Below are 19116 nucleotides of genomic sequence, written 5' to 3' on the forward strand. Positions count from 1 at the left end.
CATTCTGTGGCTGATTTTAGCGACAAATTAAACACGGAGGCGGGAAGGCGAGAAGATTTTCCAGAGATTTTGCTTCCCGCCTTCCCGTCTTCATATGAACTCCCCGAAAAATTCGAGAGGATTCCTCAGGTAGACGTCTTCAACCTCGATCGACACAGGCACGCCAATATCGAGCAGGCGCTATTCCTCTCCGACATAGAGGTCGAAGTCCACCTCAGCGCAGATATCGGCAAGATCGCGAATTATTTTCTTGCTCAACCCCAGTGCAGGCTCGGTCGGCGCGTGCACTATGCAGGACAGTAGCACTTCGTTCTCTTCAGCCATCTCAGCGATTTGCTTGGCGCAGCGCTCAACCTTCCGAAGAACCGCGCTAATATGCTCAGACAGCTCGCAATGTTCGGGAAGTCCCGAGTGAAGCTCCCAGCAATTCGTGTTCTCGATGATGGTCGTATGCGGTCGTGGCTGCCCCGCGCGCCGAACGCGATCGGGATTCAAGCCCAAACGTGCGGTAATCTCCTCTGGCGTTACCGACCGGGTAATGATCTTAAGGCGGACATGATTACGAACCGACATCACTCACCTCCCCCGCGCATAATGTCTTCGATGTTTATTCCGGTCGGATCCCCCGGACCCGAACCACCCTTCGGTTTCACTAGGACATTGCCCTTGGAATCTTTGTACAGGTCGTAGCGGCCGGCCCGCTCCGGCTTGAGATCGTGAACGTCGATGCCCGCGTCCTTCAGCGCTTTTATCTCTCCCTTTGATAGCATCTTATCCTGGGCAGCGGCATTAGGCGCGTCCTTACCTCCCCCCCCTGCGGCCTTCGCGGTTGTCGTGCCACCGTTGCTATCTCCATCGGTCGCCGCCATCTGCATGGTCGTGGCGCCCTGCATCACAGCGGCGCGGCCGCTCGCGACGAGCACCGCCCCTACCTCGACGCCCGCGACAGCAACCGGAACTGCTGCAGGAGCCGCTGCACCGCCCGAACCGGCGGTAGCCGCCACGCCGCCCGCCGCTGAACCGCCCGCGATCGCCCCGCCGACAGCCATCTGCACCACGCCACCGGTCATCTGTCCGGCTCCCATGCCGACTTGAAACGACTCCGTGTCCTTTGGAGGCGGCAAAAAGCCGAGCAGGTTGCCAACAACAGGCGTCGCGCCAAGCACAAACCCGTACGAGAATCCGAGGACGGTATCTTCTGCGCGCGCAAGGCCTGCCTCGATCTCCTCGGCCGTTGGCCATCTTCCCGTGGGGTCTCTGAGGACAACCGGGTTGTTCCACGCATACGTGTACAGCCCCAGGTTGATCGGCCGGTACACCCCGCCGTTGATCCTGCCGACCATGTACTCTGCCAGCACCGGATCCGGGCTCAACCACACCCCGAGCCGCGGCTCATAGCTCCGCGCCCCGTAGTAATAGAGCCCCGTCGACAGGTCGAGCTCCTTGCCGGTGAACAGGTACGGCTGCCGGTTCTGGAACCGCGAGTCTGACTCGTCGGTCCACAATTCCCCGCTCGGCAGGTACTCGACGTGCTGGCTCAGCTCCTGGTCCTGGTCGGTGACGTACTGCGTGCTCCCGAGGTGGTCGGGGCGGTAGTACATCACCGGCGGTCTCTGGAACCAGTCCGCGTCGATCTTGCTCGCGACCCGCGTCTCGCCCGCGAAGATGTGCTTCGTCGCGATCACCCCGTTGCGCACCACGAGGTGCTGGTCGACGTACGCCGTCTCCTCCTCGCCGGCCACCCCGTGCCGGTGTACCCGTCGCTCCCCTGCGCCATCGTACAGCGCCCGCGACATCTCCTGGTTATTCTCTCTCACCGACACAAGCCGGTTGTCTTCGTCCCAGCCCAGGGTGCGCTGCAGGTTCCCCCGGTACTTCCACTCCTTGTGGTTGCCGTTCGCGTCGTGGAACAGCTCCCGCAGCCGAGGCTGCGCCTCGGCATGCACGAACTCGTCCACCTGATTCGCCGCGTGCGGCCGCGACCCGGTGTAGCGGTACTCGTTGCGGTACGTCCTCTCCCGGATCACGTCCTGCTTCTGCCACTCCCCCGGGACGCCCCACGTCGGCACATACCGGGCCACCTCCTGCCCCTTCGTCTTCACGTTCCCGAGCACGTCGTACGCGATCTCCAGCGCGTACCCCTGCCGCTCGTTCCCCCGCTCCTGGTAGGTGCCCGACGCCCCGATGAGCTGATTCAGGTCGTCGTACGCGAACCGCTGCTCGGTCGTCGCGACCATCACCGCCCCGCCCAGCGACTCGTCGAACTGCGCCTCGTTGCGGAGCGCGAGCACGTTGCCCACGAGGTCGTAGTCGTACCGCAGCCGCTGGAACGCCCGCGGCCCGCGCCCCATCCGCCGCATCTGCGCCGACTGATGATCCGCGTCCACGTCCGACAGCCGCCGCGTCGACGGGTCGTACCGGTACTTCGTCTCGATCCCGTTGCCCGCCACCACCCGCACTCGCCGACCGTGCTCGTCGTACCCAATGTGCCTCAGGTACTCCGTCGTCCTCGGCTCGTCCGGGTGCTGCGGATTGACCTGCTGGTTCTCTCCGGCCACCGACACCAGCAACCCGCCGCGGTCGTACCCGTAGCGCACGACCTCCTCGCCGGAGCCCGGGAAGTGCAGCTCCTGCATCCGACCCAGCGCGTCGAACACGTACTTCAGACTCGCCTGGTACGGCCCCCGGTGCGGCTCGCGCAGCCGCGGGAACTCCGCCTCCAGCTCGGCCACGTTGCCGAAGCGGTCGTAGCGGTAGCTCCGTGTCCCCGCCATGCTCGTCTCCTGCTTCAGCCGCCCCGCGCGGTTGCCCTGCGCGTCGCCGGCCTCCTCGGGGCTGCCGTACGTGTACGCCACGTCCTGCGTCACCGGGTAATCGATCTTTCGCAGCCGGTTGAAGTCGTACTCGTACCGGATGAGCTGCCCGCGTAGCGCCAGCTCCGCCGTCTGCTTCGCGCGAAGGTTGCCGGCCAGGTCGTAGCGCCACTCCGTGCGCCCAGCGTCCGGGCTCACCAGCTCCACCATGCGGCCGACCGTGTCGTATCTCGCCTCCGTCGCGTTGCTCCGCGCGTCCGTCACCCGCACCAGCTCGCCCAGCGGGTTGTGCGCGTACCGCGTCACGATCTGCCGCTCGACCTCGTCGATCGTGTTCCACTCCTCGACCGCCGCGATCCGCCCGCCCACGTCCCGGTAGGTGTTGCGTGACTTGCCGTTCGCGTCGATCACCGTCTCCTGGAACAGGAGCCGCCCGTCGAACTGCACCACATCGCGCTCGACCCGCGTCTGCGCGTACCCGCCCGTCAGCGTGGCCTTGGGGTCCGGCACCTCGACAAGCCGCGTCCGCGACAGCACGTCGTGCTCGAAGCGCGTGCTCCGCAAGAGCTCCGCGGCCGTGAACGTCGTGTCCGGCTCCGCGCTGAACACCGGCTGCCCCTGCTCCACCACCCGACCGAGCGCGTCGAACACCACCGCGCCGCTGACGGTCATCCCGACCTCGGTGCCCGTGCCCGTGTCGCGCTCCAGGTCCTTCTTCGTCTGGATCACCCGCCCGAGGCCATCCGCGAACGTCACCGTCACGATCGGGTCGCCCGGGTGCTCCATGTCCTTGTGGCTCGTCCTCGCCCACGCCGGCATCGCGGTCGACTGATCCGGCTGGAGCGCGTACTCGAACCCGACAGCCGGCTCGCCTTCTCCGTCGAGCTCGTCCTCGCTCCAGATCTTGCTCGGCGTGCAGTCGACCGGAAGCGCCTGTGCCTCGGTGAGGTCGTTCGGCCCCCAGACGCCGATCAGCCGGCCGAAGTCGTCGTACCGATGCACGATCGTGTGCCCGTTGACATCGGTCTCCTGCGCCACCGTGCCGTACAGTACGTTGGGCACGCTGTTCGAGCGGTACCCGAAGCTGTCGACCACGCACGTGCGGTAGCTGCGCGTCAGCTCATCGTAGCCGTAGGTCAGCGTGTAGCTGTTCGGGTCGGTGAAGGTCTCCAGGTTGCCCAGGTCATCGTAGTCGAAATGCCATGTCGCCTCGTCGCCGGCGTACAGCGACCCATCCGGACGCTTGCCCCCGGTGATGACATTCGTGAGCGTCTCGAGCGCGCCCGTGCCGGGCCAGTACGTCGCCGTGCGCTCGCGCAGCACGCGTCCTTCCGTGTCCGTCGTCCGCACGAGCTTCGGCTTCACGTGATAGGGAGCGTCGTCCTTCTCGTACTCGACGTGGTGGTGCACGTCGTCGGCCGTTGTCCCCGCCTCGCCGTAGAAAAACACGTCGGTGAGATTGCCGTCCTCGTCATGAAGCCGTGTCTCTCGCGTGCTCTTGTGGGTCGCCTCCGGGTCGTCCGCGGTGCCCTCGTAGAACGCGCTCCTTCGCTCCGTCTCCCGCGGGAAGAACCACCCGTTCGCCTCGATGTGCGCCAGGTCCGGCGGCAGATGGTCGACCTCCTCGACCGTGTAGAGCATCCCGTCCCCGTCGCGCAGCGCCGAGCGCGCCAGGAAGCCTCGCCGGTAAACGTCCTCGTTCCGATAGCCGACCTCCTCGATCGCCATCGCGGAGACGCCATCCTCGTCGAGCGTCGTCGTCGTGACATGCCGGTACCCGAGGTCCACGCGCTCATCCCGGTGGTACACCCCGTCCCCGAACGTCTCGATGCGCGTCCGGTACGTGTGCGCCCCGTGCGCGCCGCTCACGCCCTCCACGCCGTCGCGCACGACCACATCGCTCAGCACCCACTGGCTCGACGGCATGTCCACCGCCGCCGTGCGATCGTCCGCCTCCGTCCGCGCGTCGTCCATCGGCAGGCCATTCTCGTCCACCGGCCCGCCCGCCGGCACCTCTCTCGGCACCACCAGGTTGCCCTCGCGCCGGTAGTCGATCTCCACGCTCCCGCCCAGCGGGCGGTGCACCCGCCACAGGAGGTTCGCCTTGCCGATCGTGTTCCTCCGCGCCCGCACCGCGCTGTCGCCGTCCCGCTTCAGCACGTGATCGGCCAGCCCGTCGCCGTCGATGTCCTCGAACCCGAGGTGTGACGCGCCGGTTCCCTCGGAGTAGTAGACCGAGCCGCCAATGCAGACGAAGTAACAGACCTGGAGCGACACGCTGCCGTCGAGGCTCTCCGAGCGCCGGAAGCCCACCGCATCGCCGCTCCCCATGAACGCGTATTCCGGCGGGTCGATGTCCACCCCCCAGTCACCGGCCGGCCACTCCTCCTCTGCCGCGAACCGGTCGCCGAGGTTGAGCTGCACCCGGAAGGACGCCTCCGCCGGATCCTTCATCACCTTGTCGGGCAGCCCGTCGCCGTTCACGTCCGCGAAGTCCACGATCGTGCGCGCCGTCGTGCGCGTGTACCCGATCCCCGCGCCCACGCTCGCGCTCACGCCGCCGCTGGAGGAGCCGCCTGCGTTCGCCCCGAACCCGACGCTCTGCGCGCCCGTGTCCTCCAGCCGCACCGCCTCCACGCCCGCCGCGTCCGTGAAGAAGCCCAGCACCTCGCCGAGCGCATCGTTCAGCGCACCCGCGTTGAAGCTGGCCTTGTTGAACCCGTCTCGCTGCCACGGCACCGGCGCCGTGAACCGGTAGCCGAGGTTCAGCGCCACCGTCATCTGCCCGCTCTCGGGGTTCTGCGCCACCTGGTCGACAAGCCCATCGCCGTTGATGTCGATGAGCTCCACGTGCGCCGCCGATAGCCCGTAGCTGGTCCCGGCGCTGAAGCTCGTGCGCAGGTATCCTTGCGAACGCCCCCGGCTGTCGGTCTTGTTGAGCGTCTGCTCCTCCTCGTCTCCCCCGCTGAACGTGAGCGACGCCAGGTCGCCGCTGAGCCGCACCGTGCGGTGCTCCACCCGCCGCAGCGCGTCCGGCAGCGAGAACGACGCGCTCGCACCGAACCCCGCGCCCGTGTTGAGCGCCGCGCCCTGGCGCGTGACGCTGTCCGGGTAGCGGTCGCCGTTCAGATCGATCAGCTCCAGATCCGTCGTCGTGCTGCCGAAGCTATAGCCCCCGCCCACGGGGCCCGCGCCCACGGTCAGCTCCGCGTTCCACGTCTCCGCATAACGCACGCTGCCCCGCTGGCGCTGCCCCGAAAGCCGTCCCACCACCGACGGCAGCACCCGATCGCCGCCCACGAACGCCTCCGACGCCGCCGCGCCCCAGACCGGCGCGCCCTCCTCCGGCGAGAGCGGCACCGCGAGCGTGAAGTTGCGCTCGGGATCGCGCGTCGGGAACAGGATGTCCGCCTCGGAGAACGCGCGGTCTCCGTTCATGAAGCCGACCGACCAGCCGTGGAACCCGCCGGCGGTCGGGTCCTGCGGCGCCCCATCGACAAGCGCCTGGGATGCAGGGTCGGGCACGAGCTGGGCGACCGGGACCGGCTCCCCATCGATGCTGGCGCTGTTCAGGACCGCGAAGCCCCCGGGCGCCTGCTCCGAGAAGAGCGTCACATAGATCGGCTCGCCGGCCTGGACCTCCAGGTCGACGGATACGGGATACGCGGTTCCAGCGCTGCTCGGCGCCGAATACGACTGCTTGTACAGCAGCCGGTGCACGCCCTGGACCAGCAGCGTCAGCGGCTGGGCAAGCGTGCTGGTCCCCGGCACCACCAGGGTCCCCTCGAGCCGCGCGGTCCCCGTCTCCGGCGCGATCCAGGGCGCCCGGCGCGCCGGCCTCCACCGCCGCACCGGCATGGCCACGTACGGCTGCTGCTGGATGAGCGCCACCGGCAGCGCCGCGTCCTCGGCCCTGTCGCTGTCCAGCTTGCAGCCGGCGCGCCCGTTCGGCTGCACCGCGCACGTCACCGGCCCGCAGCGTCGCTCACCCGTCCGTCGATCGGCGCGGCAGTAGGTCCGGTAGTCGACCGTCGGCGTCCACGCCACGCGCGCCGGGTCGTCGGGCACATCCGACCTGACCCGGAACCACAGCCGATCGCCCTCCTTCACCTCGACAAGGCCGCTCGCGTCGCCGTGGATCCGGCCCGCGAACGCCAGCACCCCTGCGTCAGCGCTCACCACCTCCTCATCCATCACGCTGCGGAACGTGCCCTCGCTCTCCCGCGCGATCGACACCCGCAGCGCATCGCTCGTCGACGCCTTCACCAGATCGCCCGTGATGCTCACGAGGCCATCCGACGACGCCACCCACGGCACCTCGGGCTGCCCTCCGAGCCGGTGATCTTCGGCGTACGCGAATCGATGGATGGGCCGGCCGTCCGGCCCGACGTGCCCGAGCATCTCCTCGCCGACCTGGTACGTGATCGACGGGCTCCACGACAGCACGTCGGACGCCGTGTTCACCGCCCGCTCCGGGTCGATCTCGGGCGCCGCGCTCACGCGGAAGTAGAGGCGATCGCCCGCGAGCACGTGCACCGAGAGCGCCGCACCGCCGCAATCGCCCGCGCCCACCGCGCACGGCCCGAGCTCGTCCGAACCGAACACGTGGCTGAACAGCGGCGGCAGGGTCCCATTGCGAACCAGCTCAACCCGCACCCCGTCGCCTCCCGCCTCCTGCTTCTGGAGCACGCCCTCGATGCGCACATCCCCCTCGAACGGCGCGGTCCACCGGAGCATCGGGTCGGCCGGATGGAAGTCCGCGCGCGACGCCAGGGCGAAGTCCGGGTTGCCCGAAGGCGCGCTGTCGTCGACGGTCCCCCAGTCCATCACGCCCTGGAACCCGCCGCGTCGATCGTTGATCGCGACCTGCAGCTGCCCGAGCGCCCCGACCGACACGAGGTCAGGGAACCCGTCGCCGTTGAGGTCCGAGACGACCCGCTCGTCCTCCGCCCGGCTGCGCGTGTACGCCGCCGACGCGCTCAGCGCATCGCCCACGTTGATGCCGGCGTGAACGCTCCATCCCGAGGTGTCCGTGAACCCGAGATCGTCGCTGGTGAGCCCGCTGAGGTGGAACGGATCGAGGTGATTCCCGTCGGGAAGGCGCAGCAGGTTGCGCAGCGTGTCCCCGCCGTCGCCGGCGAAGTCGGGCAGCCCGTCGCCGTTCAGGTCGAGCAGGCTGGCACGCGTCGTCTGGTTGCCGCTGTAACCGCCGCCGCCCACGCTGACGATGCCGAGCAGCCCCACGGACACGCTGCCGCCGAAGGTCGAGTCCTCCGTGCGCGACAGGCCACGTTGAGACCACGCCTGCCCCCACGTCACGGCGTCCGCCGCGAACGCCCCGGGCTGCCCGGACGCGGTGCGCGGCGCGGAGAAGTACTCGAACGTGTGCCGATAGAGCTCCTCGCTCGTGAGCGTGCCGTTGGCGTTGCAGCTCCCCTTGCCGAGCACCGCGATCGCCTGGAGCACGCTCTTGCCGAAGTCGCCCTGCGCGTACTCGAGCGCAATGCTGCGGATGATGGTATCGCCGAACCGCACGTCCACGCGCGCGAGCCGCTGGCTTGTCTGCTCCAGAAAGCCCGGCCTGCCGCTCAGCATCACGTCCGGGCGCCCGCCCTCCGAGATGAAGTCCACGGCGTACGCCGCGTCCACGCCCTGCGACGTGTTGGCCGTGTACTCGATTCGCTCGGGGTGCACCTCGATGCGCGGCGCCGGGCCCGCGGTGTCCGACCAGCGCGCGTACTGGATGAACATCTGGTTGCCGAACGGATCGCGGACCTCTTCCAGGTACCAGCGGAACACGTTGCTCGGGCGGCCCGGGTCCGGATCGGCGAGCCGCGCTGTCGCGCTGCGCCCGTAGACATAGGTCGTCCCGTTCTTGTCCGTGACCTCCCAGGAATAGCTGTCCGGCCCGGTCCCGTGGCGCAGGATCCGCGCGAAGCGCCCCTCCACCCGCTGCCGGTAGACATACGGCTCGCTCGACGCGTCGCCCATCCGCACGAGCTCGCTGCCGTCGAGCGCGTACCGCTCCTCACCCGTCGCGTACGTCGGCACGCCGAAGCGCGTGTCGATCTCCACCCGCGACAGCTGCAGATCCCAGCCCACGCCGAGCCAGCCGTTGCGATGCTCGCTGTCGTAGCGGACGGCGAGCGATGGCTGGATGCCGTTGCGGCCCGGCGGGACCTCGATCGGGTGGCTCAGGTGCGCCGAGCCGCTCGAGCTCGCCTCCGGCGGCGCGATCATCGTCACGCCGGCGAGCGGGCTGCCGAGCGCGAGCCCCTTGATGCTGCTCGGATCGAACGAGCGCGCCCCCGGCGCGTCCGGCATCGCCAGCGTCGCGTTGATGAAATCGGTGAAGTGGTCGGTCAGGCTCGCCAGCTTGCCCTTCTCGGCCTCGCCGGCCCGCTCGACGCGCTGCCACGTGCCGAGCGCCTCGTCGAAATAGAAGCCGGTGATGTGCTGCGCCGTCATCCCCGGCGGAATGGCGTGCTCGTCATACGGCAGCGTCAGCCGCACGGGCTTCTTGAACCTGAGGCCGTGCGGCCCGAAGCGGTAGGCTTTGCCTCCGGGCGTGACATTGACCATCGCGCGCCCCATCGGCTGCACGTCGCCTGGGTCGAGCGGCCGGATCGTGATCCGCACCGGCTCGTCCACCGCGCCCTCGGGGATCTCCAGCACGGCCCCCTCGAACGCCACCACCCCGGCCTGATGGGGGAGCACCATCTCTCCATGGGGCGCCCCCACATCCTCGACCAGCGGCGCGTCGAACCGAGGCCCCAGCAACAGGCCCCCTGCCCCGTCGCTCGGCAGCCGCAAAGGAACCGTGGAGAGCGCCACGCCGCCGCCCGGAGGCGACAGCGGCAAGAGCCGCGGCTCCGGAGGCCCGGCCAGCGCGAGGCCCTCGTGCCCCCGCCCGAGCAAGAGCACCACAGCAAAACACACCACGAGACGACAGAACCAGCCCGCGTGTCGCATTCGAGATACTCCCGACGCAATGTCTGTTGTTGGCGCCCACATATCCACGGCAGAACGCACCGTGTCAATACGCGACGAACGAAAGCAACGAAGTCGCGCTGCCGTCCTCTCCGATCGCCGGACGCCTGCTATCGGAAGCTGCGCAAGAACATCGTCGCAGCAGCATTCAGACGTCTGGCCCCGTCGAGCGCTGTTGACAGCGGCTCCTCATGACCGACCATCCCCCGGTTACGCTGACCCAGGAGGGGACCTGTCCCCCCAACGACGCTCCCGCCGGAAGGCCACGGCCACCAAGTCCGTCGTCGCCCCCGAGCTCGGCCCGGAAGCATAACGTCTCCCTCACGGCCCGATCCTCTCGCGCCCGCGCCCGATCCTCCCGCCCGCGCCAGGAGCCCTCTCCTCCTCTGCGCCCTTTCCGGTCCTCTCTCGCCCATCCGCTCCACGCGTCGAGCCCGCACGGATGCCGCTTCGCCCCTGACGCCCGTCTCCGTCGCGCGCGTCTCGCGCCCGCTCCCCGTGCCGAAGCGAGCCTTGCGGAGCGGCGTCCCCTGCGCTTTGATGGCCGCCCCTTCCGAGGTGGAGCAGCTCATGGCGACCCTGGACGAGCTTCGTGTGCGCATCGACAGCATCGACGACCGGATCCTCGATCTCCTCGCCGAGCGGGCCGAGGTGGCCGTCGAGGTCGCCCACACGAAGCGCGCCGCGAACGCGACGCAGTTCCACGACCCGGAGCGGGAGCGGCGCGTCCTCACCCGGCTCCAGGCCAAAGGCGCCGGCCGCTTCCCGCGCGACGCCATCCGGGTGGTCTTCCGCGAGGTGATGAGCGCCTGCCTGGCGCTCGAGGAGCCCATGAAGGTCGCCTTCCCGGGCACGGAGGGCGCCTTCGCGGAGGTCGCGGCGCGGCACCTGTTCGGGCTGGCGGCCCGTTACAGGGAGACGGGCACCATCGAGGGCGTCTTCGACGCCGTGCGCGCGGGCGAGGCGGCCTGCGGCGTCGTCCCGGTCGAGAGCTCGACCGACGGATCGGTGACGCTGACGGCCGACGCCCTGATCGAGAGCGACCTCCAGATCCGGCAGGAGCTCGTGCTCGACGTCGCGTACTGCCTGTTCAGCCAGGCGGCGGGGCTGAGCGGCGTCGCGCGGGTGCACGGGCACTCGCACGCGCTCTCGCAGTGCCGCCTCTGGCTCGCGAAGCACCTCCCCGGCGCGCAGATCGTCCAGACGGTCTCCGCCGCCGCGGCGGCGCACGAGGCCCTCGGCGACCCCGCCGCCGCGGCGATCGGCAGCCGCGGCGCGGGCGAGCTCTACGGCCTGCCGCTGCTGCGCGAGCGCATCCACGATCGCCCCGAGAACGCGACGCGCTTCATCGTCATCGCCCCGGCCGACGCGCCCCCGACGGGCACCGACAAGACGTCGCTCGTCTTCTCCGTGCAGGAGGAGCCCGGCGCGCTCCGCCGGGTGCTCGCCATCTTCGACGACGCGGCGATCAACCTGACCCGGATCGAGTCGCGGCCGAGCCGCCAGAAGCACTGGGACTACGTGTTCCTCGTCGACCTGGAGGGCCACCGGAGCGACCCGCGCGTCGCCGAGGCGGTCGAGCGGCTGCGCGCCCGCTGCGAGATGGTGAAGGTGCTGGGGAGCTACCCGCGCTCGACCGGCGCGCGCTGAGGGGCGCGCGCGCGACACGGCTCCTCGCCGCCGCGGCGGGCGCGACACGGCCTCTCGCCGCCGCGCCCCGGGTGAGGCACCGCCGCCCCCGTGCTATGGGGCCGCCATGCCGAACGTGGCCGGCGACATCGACGTGGAGGCGCTCAACGACCGCCTCGCCCGCGAGCACCCGATCGACGACTACTACGACCGCGCCCCGCTGCCGATCCGGCTCATCGAGCGCGAGCGGCTCGCCATCATCCGCGACATGCTCGGCGACTGCGCCGGCCTCGATCTCGCCGAGGTCGGCTCGGGCGGCGGGCACGTGCTGCGGATGTTCCCGCGGGCGCGCATCACGGCGATCGACGTCTCCGACGTCTTCCTCGACACCGCCCGCAAGAACCTCGCGGGCTACGACGCCCGCTTCCTCAAGGGCGAGGTCGACAAGCTCGACCTCCCCGCCGCGAGCTTCGATCGCATCGTCTGCACCGAGGTCCTTGAGCACACGGTCGACCCCTCCGCCGTCCTCGCGGCCATCGCCCGCCTGCTGCGCCCCGCCGGCGTCGCCGCCATCACGGTCCCGAACGACCCGCTCATCGCGAAGCTGAAGGGCATCGTCCGCCGCACGCCGGTCGGCTACCTCCTGCGCGACCGCATCCAGTGGGGCGGCGACGTCTACCACCTGCACAAGTGGACGCCCGACGAGTTCGGCCGGCTCCTCGCGCGCCACTTCCGCGTGACCGAGCGCCGCGCCGCGCCGCACGACGCGCTGCCGATCCGCGCGTGCTTCCGCTGCGTCCCCCTGTGACCCCCCGCGAACCCACCATGTCCGAACCCCGATCCGAGCTCGCTCCGGAGACGCCGCCCGAGACGCCGCCCAAAACGCCGATCGAGCTCTCCGTCATCGTGCCCTGTCTGAACGAGGAGCTGAACATCCCCGAGCTCGCCGAGCGCGTCCTCGGCGTCTTCCGCGAGGGGCGCCTCGCGGGCGAGCTCCTCCTTGTCGACGACGGCTCGACCGACGGCACGAAGACGACGATCGAGGCGCTCGCCGCCGCCCACCCGGGGCTCGTTGTGGGGTGCTTCCACCCGCAGAACCGCGGCATCACCGCGGCGTGGCGCACCGGCGCTGCCGCCGCCCGTGGCAAGCTCGTCGCCATCATCGACGCCGATCTCCAGTACCAGCCCGAGGACCTCCTGCGCCTCCGGCGCGAGCTCTACGAGCACAGCGTCGATGTCGTCCAGGGCTGGCGGAGCGCCGTCGGGCGGCGCCGGGACCGGCGGTATCACCTGAGCCGCGGGCTCAACTACCTCCTCAACAAGACCTTCGGCATGTCGCTCCAGGACAACAAGAGCGGCTTCGTGATGTGCGCGCGCGAGGTCTTCCAGGACCTGCTCACGTACGAGGGGAGCTACTTTTACTGGCAGTCGTTCATCCTTGTCGCCGCCCACGCCAAGGGCTACTCGTACAAGGAGGTCGAGACGCTCTTCGAGCAGCGGCGACAGGGCACCTCCTTCCTCGACCAGCGCGAGGTGAGCGCCGTCGCCAAGTCGTTTCACGACCTCGGCAAGGCGGTGTGGGAGTACCGCGTCGACAGGATCCCGGCCGACATCGCCACGCAGTACCTCCGCCGGCACCCGGTCACGGGCCGCTCGCCGGAGCGCGATCCGCTCACCACGGCGAAGTGGCGCGCGTACCTCGCCGCGTTCAACCACACCCACTGGATGATCACGCGCGACGTCGAGCACTACTACGAGACGCTGCGCAAGACGCAGTGGCTCGCGCCGGCGCAGACGCGCGAGCTCCAGGACGAGAAGCTGCGGCGGCTCATCCGCCACTGCTACCGCAACGTGCCTTATTACCGCGCGCGCATGCAGGAGCTCAGGCTCCGGCCCGAGGACATCCGCGGCCAGGACGACCTCCACAAGCTGCCGTTCCTCACGAAGGCGGATATCCGGCGCCACCTCTACTTCGACATCATGTCGGAGAACCACGACAAGTCGCAGGTCCTCAAGATCACGACCAGCGGCTCCACCGGCGAGCCGTTCGTCTGCTACGCCGACAGGGCGCAGCTCGAGTTCCGCTGGGCGGCCACGCTGCGCGCGCAGGAGTGGACGGGGTACCGCTTCGGCGACCCCACGGTGCGGCTGTGGCACCAGACCATCGGCATGACGAAGTGGCAGGCGGCCCGCGAGCGCGCGGACGCGATCCTGTCGAACCGGACGTTCATCCCGATCTTCGAGCTGTCCGACGACAACCTGAGCCAGATGATCGCGCGGATCGCCGAGGTGCAGCCGGTGCTCATGGACGGCTACGCCGAGGCGCTCGACTTCCTCGCCCATTACGTCAAGGGCACCGGCAAGGTCGCGGCCCGGCCGCGCGCGATCATGTCGAGCGCGCAGACCTTGCCGCTGCCGAGCCGCCGGCTCATCGAGGAGGCGTTCGGCTGCAAGGTCTTCGACAAGTACGGGAGCCGCGAGTTCTCGGGCATCGCGTACGAGTGCGACGCGCACGAGGGCCACCACGTCGTGGCCGAGGGCTACCTCGTCGAGGTCCTGCGCGACGGGCGCCCCGCGGAGCCCGGCGAGATCGGAGAGGTCGTGATCACCGATCTCAACAACTTCTGCATGCCGTTCGTGCGTTACCGCATCGGCGACCTCGCCGAGGCGATGGATCCGGCCGTGCCGTGCCCCTGCGGCCGGGGGGCGCCGCGCGTCGGCCGCATCGAGGGTCGGGTCCAGTCCATCATCCGGGGGACGGACGGGCGGTATCTGCCCGGCACGTTCTTCGCGCACTATCTCAAGGAGTTCGACTACGCGATCAAGCGCTTCCAGGTGGTGCAGGAGGAGCGCGACGCGATCACGTTCCGCGTCGTGAAGGGCGGGCGGTTCTCGCAGCAGGTGCTGGACGAGGTGCTCGCGACGTTCCGCCATTACCTCGGCGAGCGGATGCGCATCTCCGTCGAGTTCGCGGACGAGATCGCGCTCGTCCGCACGGGCAAGCACCTCGCGAGCGTCTCGCGCCTGAACGTCGACTTCCAGCGCGCCGCGCCGGCGGTGATCCTGTCGCCCGGCGAGAGCGGCGCGGGCGGTTGACGAGGAGCCCCCGATGGCAGCGACGATGAACCGCGTTGTGACGGTCTCCAGGCCTGGCGTGAGCTACGCCGAGCGCGCGCCCTTCGATCCGCCGAACCCTGTCTACGAGGCCGTCGAGGCGCTCTTCCGGCGGCTCGGCCTCGACGCGGCCCGCGCCGGCACGCCCGCGTGGAACCCGCTCGGCGACCTGATCGCGCCGGGCGACAGCGTGATCATCAAGCCGAACCTCGTCTCGTCGAAGAACCTCCACCAGAAGATCACGGGCGAGCTGCTCGCGGCCTCGAGCACGCACGGCTCGCTCCTCCGGCCCGTGCTCGACCACGCGCTCCGCGCCGCGGGCCCGCGCGGGCGGGTGCGCGTCGTCGACTCGCCTGTCGAGGGCTGCGAGATCGAGAAGGTCGCGGGCCCGCTCGGCATCTTCGAGGTGATCGATCACCTCAAGGCGCAGGGGCACGACGTCGATTTCATCGACCTGCGCTATTTCCGGGTCGCGCCTGTGTTCGCGCTCGACGACGTGCGCCGCTTCGGCCGCTCGTGGAACCTCGGCCTGCTCCTCCGCCGCCGCCTCCCCGGCGATCCGAGGGGCTACCGGGTCGTCGATCTCGGCCGGGACAGCTTCTTCGCCGCCGCGGGCGCCCCGCGCTCCGGCGCGCTGCGGTTCCACCGCAGCCATTACGCGACGCCGGTGCCGCACCACAGCGGGGAGCGGCACGAGTACAGCATCCCCCAGACGCTCCTCGACGCGGACGTCGTCATCAACCTTCCCAAGCTGAAGACGCACAAGAAGACAGGGGTCACGCTCTCGCTGAAGAGCGTGATTGGCCTGACCAACGAGAAGTACTGGCTCCCGCACTTCACCGAGGGCGACCCGTCGGTGGGCGGCGACGAGTTCGACAGGCCGCAGGGCCTCGGCGACGCGGTGGAGAACAAGCTGAGCCGGTTCCCGCTCCCGGGCGATCACTCGCTCGTGGCGCGCGCGCCGCGGCTCGGGGCGCCGCCGAAGGTCATCGACGGGAGCTGGGAGGGGAACAACACGCTCTGGCGGACGATCCTGGATCTCAACCGCATCCTGTTCTTCGCGGACCGGACAGGCGCGCTGCGCGGGGAGCCGCAGCGGCGGTACCTGACGATCGTCGACGGCATCGTCGCGGGCGAGGGCGAGGGTCCGCTCGGGGCGACGCCGGTGCGCGCGGGGCTGCTGATCGGCGGGTTCGACCCGAGCGTCGTCGACGGGATCGCGTCGCAGGAGATGGGCTTCGATCCGGCGCGGATACCGCTCGTGCGGGCGTCGCTGGGCGGGGTGCTCTTGCCCGGGAGCGACCTCGACGCTGTCGAGCACATCGTCGATGGTCCCGCGCCGGCGTACCTGTTCAAGCCGCCGCGGAGCTGGCCGTCGCTGTTGCCCCGCCTGGCTGGCGCGGCGGCGTGACGGGAGGGGGAGTCGCCCGCTTCCCGTCACGCGAGGGTCCGTGGCGCGGTGACCTGATCGCCGGCGGGCTCAGCCCGTCACCGGTGCTCCAGCCCGAAGGCGGTCAGTTGGCGACGAACGTGCAGCACCCGAGGACGCAGGAGTAGCCGGCCGAGCACGCGTCCCCGTTGCTGCAGGGAGCGTCGCAGGTCCAGGCGGACCCACCCTCCCCGCCGTCCGGGTCGCCGCTGCTGCCGCCGGTCCCGCCCGTGCCGCTGCTGCTGCTGCTCGTGCCGCCGTCGTGGGGGCAGTCCCCCGCGCCGCTGCCGGTGCTTGTCGTGCCGCCGTCGCTGCCGCCCGCGCCGCCGGTGCTCCCGGTGCCGCCATCGCAGTCACAGTCGCCGCCGTCGCCGCCGCCCGTGCTGCCGGAGCCGCTGCTGGGCCCGTCGTCGCAGTGGCCAGGGCCGATGCCGCCTTCGTTGAAGTCCGCGAGCGCGCCCGAGAGCGAGACGGCGGCGTCGGCCGCGCTGCCCCGCTTCACGCCGTACGGGAGCCGGCCGTCGGCGTCCTTGTTGGCGGCCATCCACGCCTCGGCGTCCGCGAGCGCCCCGCCGAGGGCGGCGTCGCTCGCGCCGCTCGCCACGTTGAGCAGCGCGGCGATGAGCTGGTGGCCCACGATCAGGCTGGCATCGCCCTTCGGGGGCGTCCGGAAGAGCTCCAGCAGTTCCTCCTGCGAGTACGCCACGCCGCCGATGGTGAGCGACGACACCGGCCAGCTCTCCTCGTGGTTCTTCCAGTAACCCTGCGTGAGCGTGCAGCCGTCGCCCTCGGACGTGGGGGGAGTCACGACCACGTTGCCGCTCCCCTCGCCGACGCGATCGGCGCCGGCGAGCCCACAGCCGACGAGGGCAGTTCCGACAAGCGACAGACACCCCACAAGCATCATCCTGCCAAGCGTCATGACTCCTCCTGAAGTTACTCATCTGCGATGATCGCTGCGCGCAAGCGGCGAGCGAGCGACATCGCACGTGCTGAGCGGCCGGCGTCGCGCCGATCGGGTGCACCGGTGGACCCGATCGACGGGCGCCGCGGTCTCGATCGGACCGAGCTGGTACCTTGTCGCTCAGGTTCGTCCCTGGTCCGTGAGGGGAAGAAATTGAACCACAGAGGCACAGAGGGCACAGAGGAGAGAGAGAGAGTAGAATTTTCTCTCTTCACCTGTCTTCCCTCTGTGTTCTCTGTGCCTCTGTGGTTCCCTCTCTCCTGAGACCAGGGACGACCCTGGGCGGCGCAGTACGAGCTGCGAGCCGCGCTCTCGGTCCCTTCAGTGCCGGCCCGAGCTCGGCGCGGCTCATGTTTCTGTGGGTGCCTGCCGATTCAGGTTGCGATCTCAGGTGAGCAGATTTTTACCTCACCACCGCATCCCCGCCGCGCTCACTTCAGCCCGTACCGATCCATCTTGTTGAGCAGCCCCTGGCGCGACAGCCCGAGCCGCGCCGCTGCCTGGCTCCGGTTCCCCTGGGTCGCCCGGAGCGCGGCGGCGATCTCCCGCCGCTCCAGCGCCGCGATCTTCTCCTCCAGCGTCGCCCCCTCGCCCAGCTCGTCGCTGCCTGCCGCCGCGGCTGCGGGCGCGGCGCCTCGCCGCGCGGGGGAGAGGTCCTCCTCGAGGATCTCTCCCCTTCCTCCGGCCATCACGAGCGCGCGCTGCATCTCGTGGCGGAGCTCGCGCAGGTTGCCGGGCCAGTCGCACGCCTCGAGCCGCCGCATCGCGCCGGGCGACACCGTTGTCACGGGCGAGCGCGGCACGAGCGCCCGCGCCATGTTCAGGAAGTGCTGCGCGAGCAGCGGCAGATCGCCCACCCGGTCGGCGAGCCGCGGCAAGGCGATCTCGATGCCCCGCACGCGCCAGTAGAGGTCGTCGCGAAAGGTCTTGCTCGCGACCATCGACTCCAGCGCCCTGTGCGTGGCCGACACGATGCGGACGTCCACGATCGCCGGCCGCGCCGCGCCCACGGGCAGGATCTCGCCCGTCTCGAGCACGCGCAAGAGCTTCACCTGCAGCGCCGGATCCATGTCGCCGATCTCGTCGAGGAACAGCGTCCCTCCGTCCGCCTCGACGAACAGGCCGGGAGCGTCCTTGATCGCGCTCGTGAAGGCGCCCTTCTTGTGGCCGAACAGCGTCGACTCCAGCAGGGTCGGCGCGAGCGCGCCGCAGTTGACCGCGATGAACGCCCTGTCCTTCCGCCGGCTCCTCGCGTGCAGGTACCGGGCGAACACCTCCTTTCCGGTCCCCGACTCGCCCGTGATGAGCACCGGCACGTCGGCCGGCGCCGCGCGCTCGCACAGCGCCCTCGCCTCGAGGAAGGCCGCCGACTGCCCGAGCAGCGCCGAGGCGTCGCCCTCGCGGGCGGTGAGCGAGCGCTCGAGCTCCGCGACCCGGTCCTCCAGCGCCAGGCGCGCCGCCGCGCGCGCGACGACGGCGAGCAGCACGTCGGGGTCGACCGGCTTGGCCAGGAAGTCGTACACGCCGCGCTGGACGAGGTGCAGCGCGAGCGGCGTCTCGCCCGCGCCGGAGACGACGATCACCTTGGCCGCCGGCCGCTCGGCGAGGATCCTCTCCGCGAGCGCCGCGCCCTCCTCCGGGCGGCCCGACGGCGGCAGCATGAGGTCGAGCACGACGAGCCGCGCGCTCGTCCGACGGAGCTCCGCGAGCGCCTTCGGGGCGACCCCCGCCTCGGCCACCGCGTAGCCCTCGTGCGCGAGCAGCTCGCTGTAGGCGTCGCGGAACCCGGGATCGTCGTCGATGAGCAGGACAGTCTCGGTCACGGGTGACCGTACCGCGTCGCCAGGGCGCGGATCCAGGCCCGTCCAGGGCCTCCGCGCGCCAGGCAGGTCCCCTGCCGCGATCCGCTGCCAGCCCAGCTCGATGTCCCGCACCGCCGAGCGCCGGAAGCGATGGACCGGCGACGCGAAGGATCACAGGTAGAGGCCCGGATCGAGGATATCAATGGTCAGGGTGATCATCCGGGCAGAGTCCCCTCCTCGGAGCGTCGCGCGGTATCGGGGCTCACGATCGGCGGCGGTGCGCTCGCGTACATCGATCCAACGTGAAGGTCGTGCGGTGTCGGAGGCGCTGCGCGCGAGGAGCGGACGTCCGAAGTTCGCCCGGGGTAGCCTTGC

The 19116-nt window shown here is 70.1% G+C and carries 8 protein-coding genes; 4 read left to right on the top strand and 4 right to left on the bottom strand.

The genetic code is table 11. From position 1 onward, the window contains the following. Positions 1 to 180: 180 nt before the first annotated feature. Entirely contained in the window at positions 181 to 573 is a 393-nt protein-coding gene (locus tag WMF42_RS38830; protein ID WP_081427113.1) for a DUF4279 domain-containing protein, read from the bottom strand. Further along, a complete protein-coding gene (locus tag WMF42_RS38835) occupies positions 573 to 9785 on the bottom strand; it encodes a SpvB/TcaC N-terminal domain-containing protein (protein WP_437688227.1) in 9213 nt (3070 codons plus the stop codon). Before WMF42_RS38835 ends, WMF42_RS38830 begins: the two co-directional genes overlap by 1 nt. 558 nt (positions 9786 to 10343) lie before the next feature. On the opposite strand from WMF42_RS38835, the gene pheA reads away from it, so the two are divergent. The 4 genes from pheA (at position 10344) to WMF42_RS38855 (ending at position 15957) form a co-directional block, all read left to right on the top strand. Further along, positions 10344 to 11453 (top strand): prephenate dehydratase, encoded by a 1110-nt coding sequence (gene pheA / locus WMF42_RS38840; protein ID WP_233562037.1) that lies wholly within the window; start codon positions 10344 to 10346, stop codon positions 11451 to 11453. Between the two features lie 106 nt (positions 11454 to 11559). Then, positions 11560 to 12240, top strand: a complete 681-nt coding sequence (locus WMF42_RS38845) for a methyltransferase domain-containing protein (protein ID WP_437688228.1) — start codon at positions 11560 to 11562, stop codon at positions 12238 to 12240. 17 nt (positions 12241 to 12257) lie between these two features. After that, complete coding sequence (locus WMF42_RS38850; RefSeq protein WP_437688229.1) at positions 12258 to 14528, top strand: glycosyltransferase; 2271 nt, start codon at positions 12258 to 12260, stop codon at positions 14526 to 14528. A gap of 13 nt (positions 14529 to 14541) precedes the next feature. Continuing rightward, positions 14542 to 15957, top strand: coding sequence for a DUF362 domain-containing protein (locus WMF42_RS38855; protein WP_437688230.1), 1416 nt, complete (start codon positions 14542 to 14544; stop codon positions 15955 to 15957). Positions 15958 to 16060: 103 nt separating this feature from the next. On the opposite strand, the gene WMF42_RS38860 is transcribed toward WMF42_RS38855, so the two are convergent. Next, positions 16061 to 16897 carry a hypothetical protein gene (locus tag WMF42_RS38860; RefSeq protein ID WP_437688231.1) on the bottom strand — a complete coding sequence of 279 codons (837 nt, stop codon included), beginning with the start codon at positions 16895 to 16897 and terminating at the stop codon, positions 16061 to 16063. Positions 16898 to 17370: 473 nt separating this feature from the next. Further along, on the bottom strand, positions 17371 to 18762 hold the full coding sequence (locus tag WMF42_RS38865) for a sigma-54-dependent transcriptional regulator (RefSeq protein WP_437688232.1): 1392 nt from the start codon (positions 18760 to 18762) through the stop codon (positions 17371 to 17373). Between the last annotated feature and the right edge of the window lie 354 nt (positions 18763 to 19116).

Source organism: Sorangium sp. So ce176, assembly GCF_051519835.1.
Lineage (GTDB): Bacteria > Myxococcota_A > Polyangia > Polyangiales > Polyangiaceae > Sorangium > Sorangium cellulosum_G.

Bases quoted from the DNA above. Each gene is read 5' to 3' on its own strand.
- WMF42_RS38830 (WP_081427113.1), bottom strand. From the start codon at position 573: ATGTCGGTTCGTAATCATGTCCGCCTTAAGATCATTACCCGGTCGGTA.
- WMF42_RS38855 (WP_437688230.1), top strand. From the start codon at position 14,542: ATGGCAGCGACGATGAACCGCGTTGTGACGGTCTCCAGGCCTGGCGTG.
- WMF42_RS38860 (WP_437688231.1), bottom strand. From the start codon at position 16,897: ATGACGCTTGGCAGGATGATGCTTGTGGGGTGTCTGTCGCTTGTCGGA.
- WMF42_RS38835 (WP_437688227.1), bottom strand. From the start codon at position 9,785: ATGCGACACGCGGGCTGGTTCTGTCGTCTCGTGGTGTGTTTTGCTGTG.
- WMF42_RS38845 (WP_437688228.1), top strand. From the start codon at position 11,560: ATGCCGAACGTGGCCGGCGACATCGACGTGGAGGCGCTCAACGACCGC.
- pheA (WP_233562037.1), top strand. From the start codon at position 10,344: ATGGCCGCCCCTTCCGAGGTGGAGCAGCTCATGGCGACCCTGGACGAG.
- WMF42_RS38850 (WP_437688229.1), top strand. From the start codon at position 12,258: ATGTCCGAACCCCGATCCGAGCTCGCTCCGGAGACGCCGCCCGAGACG.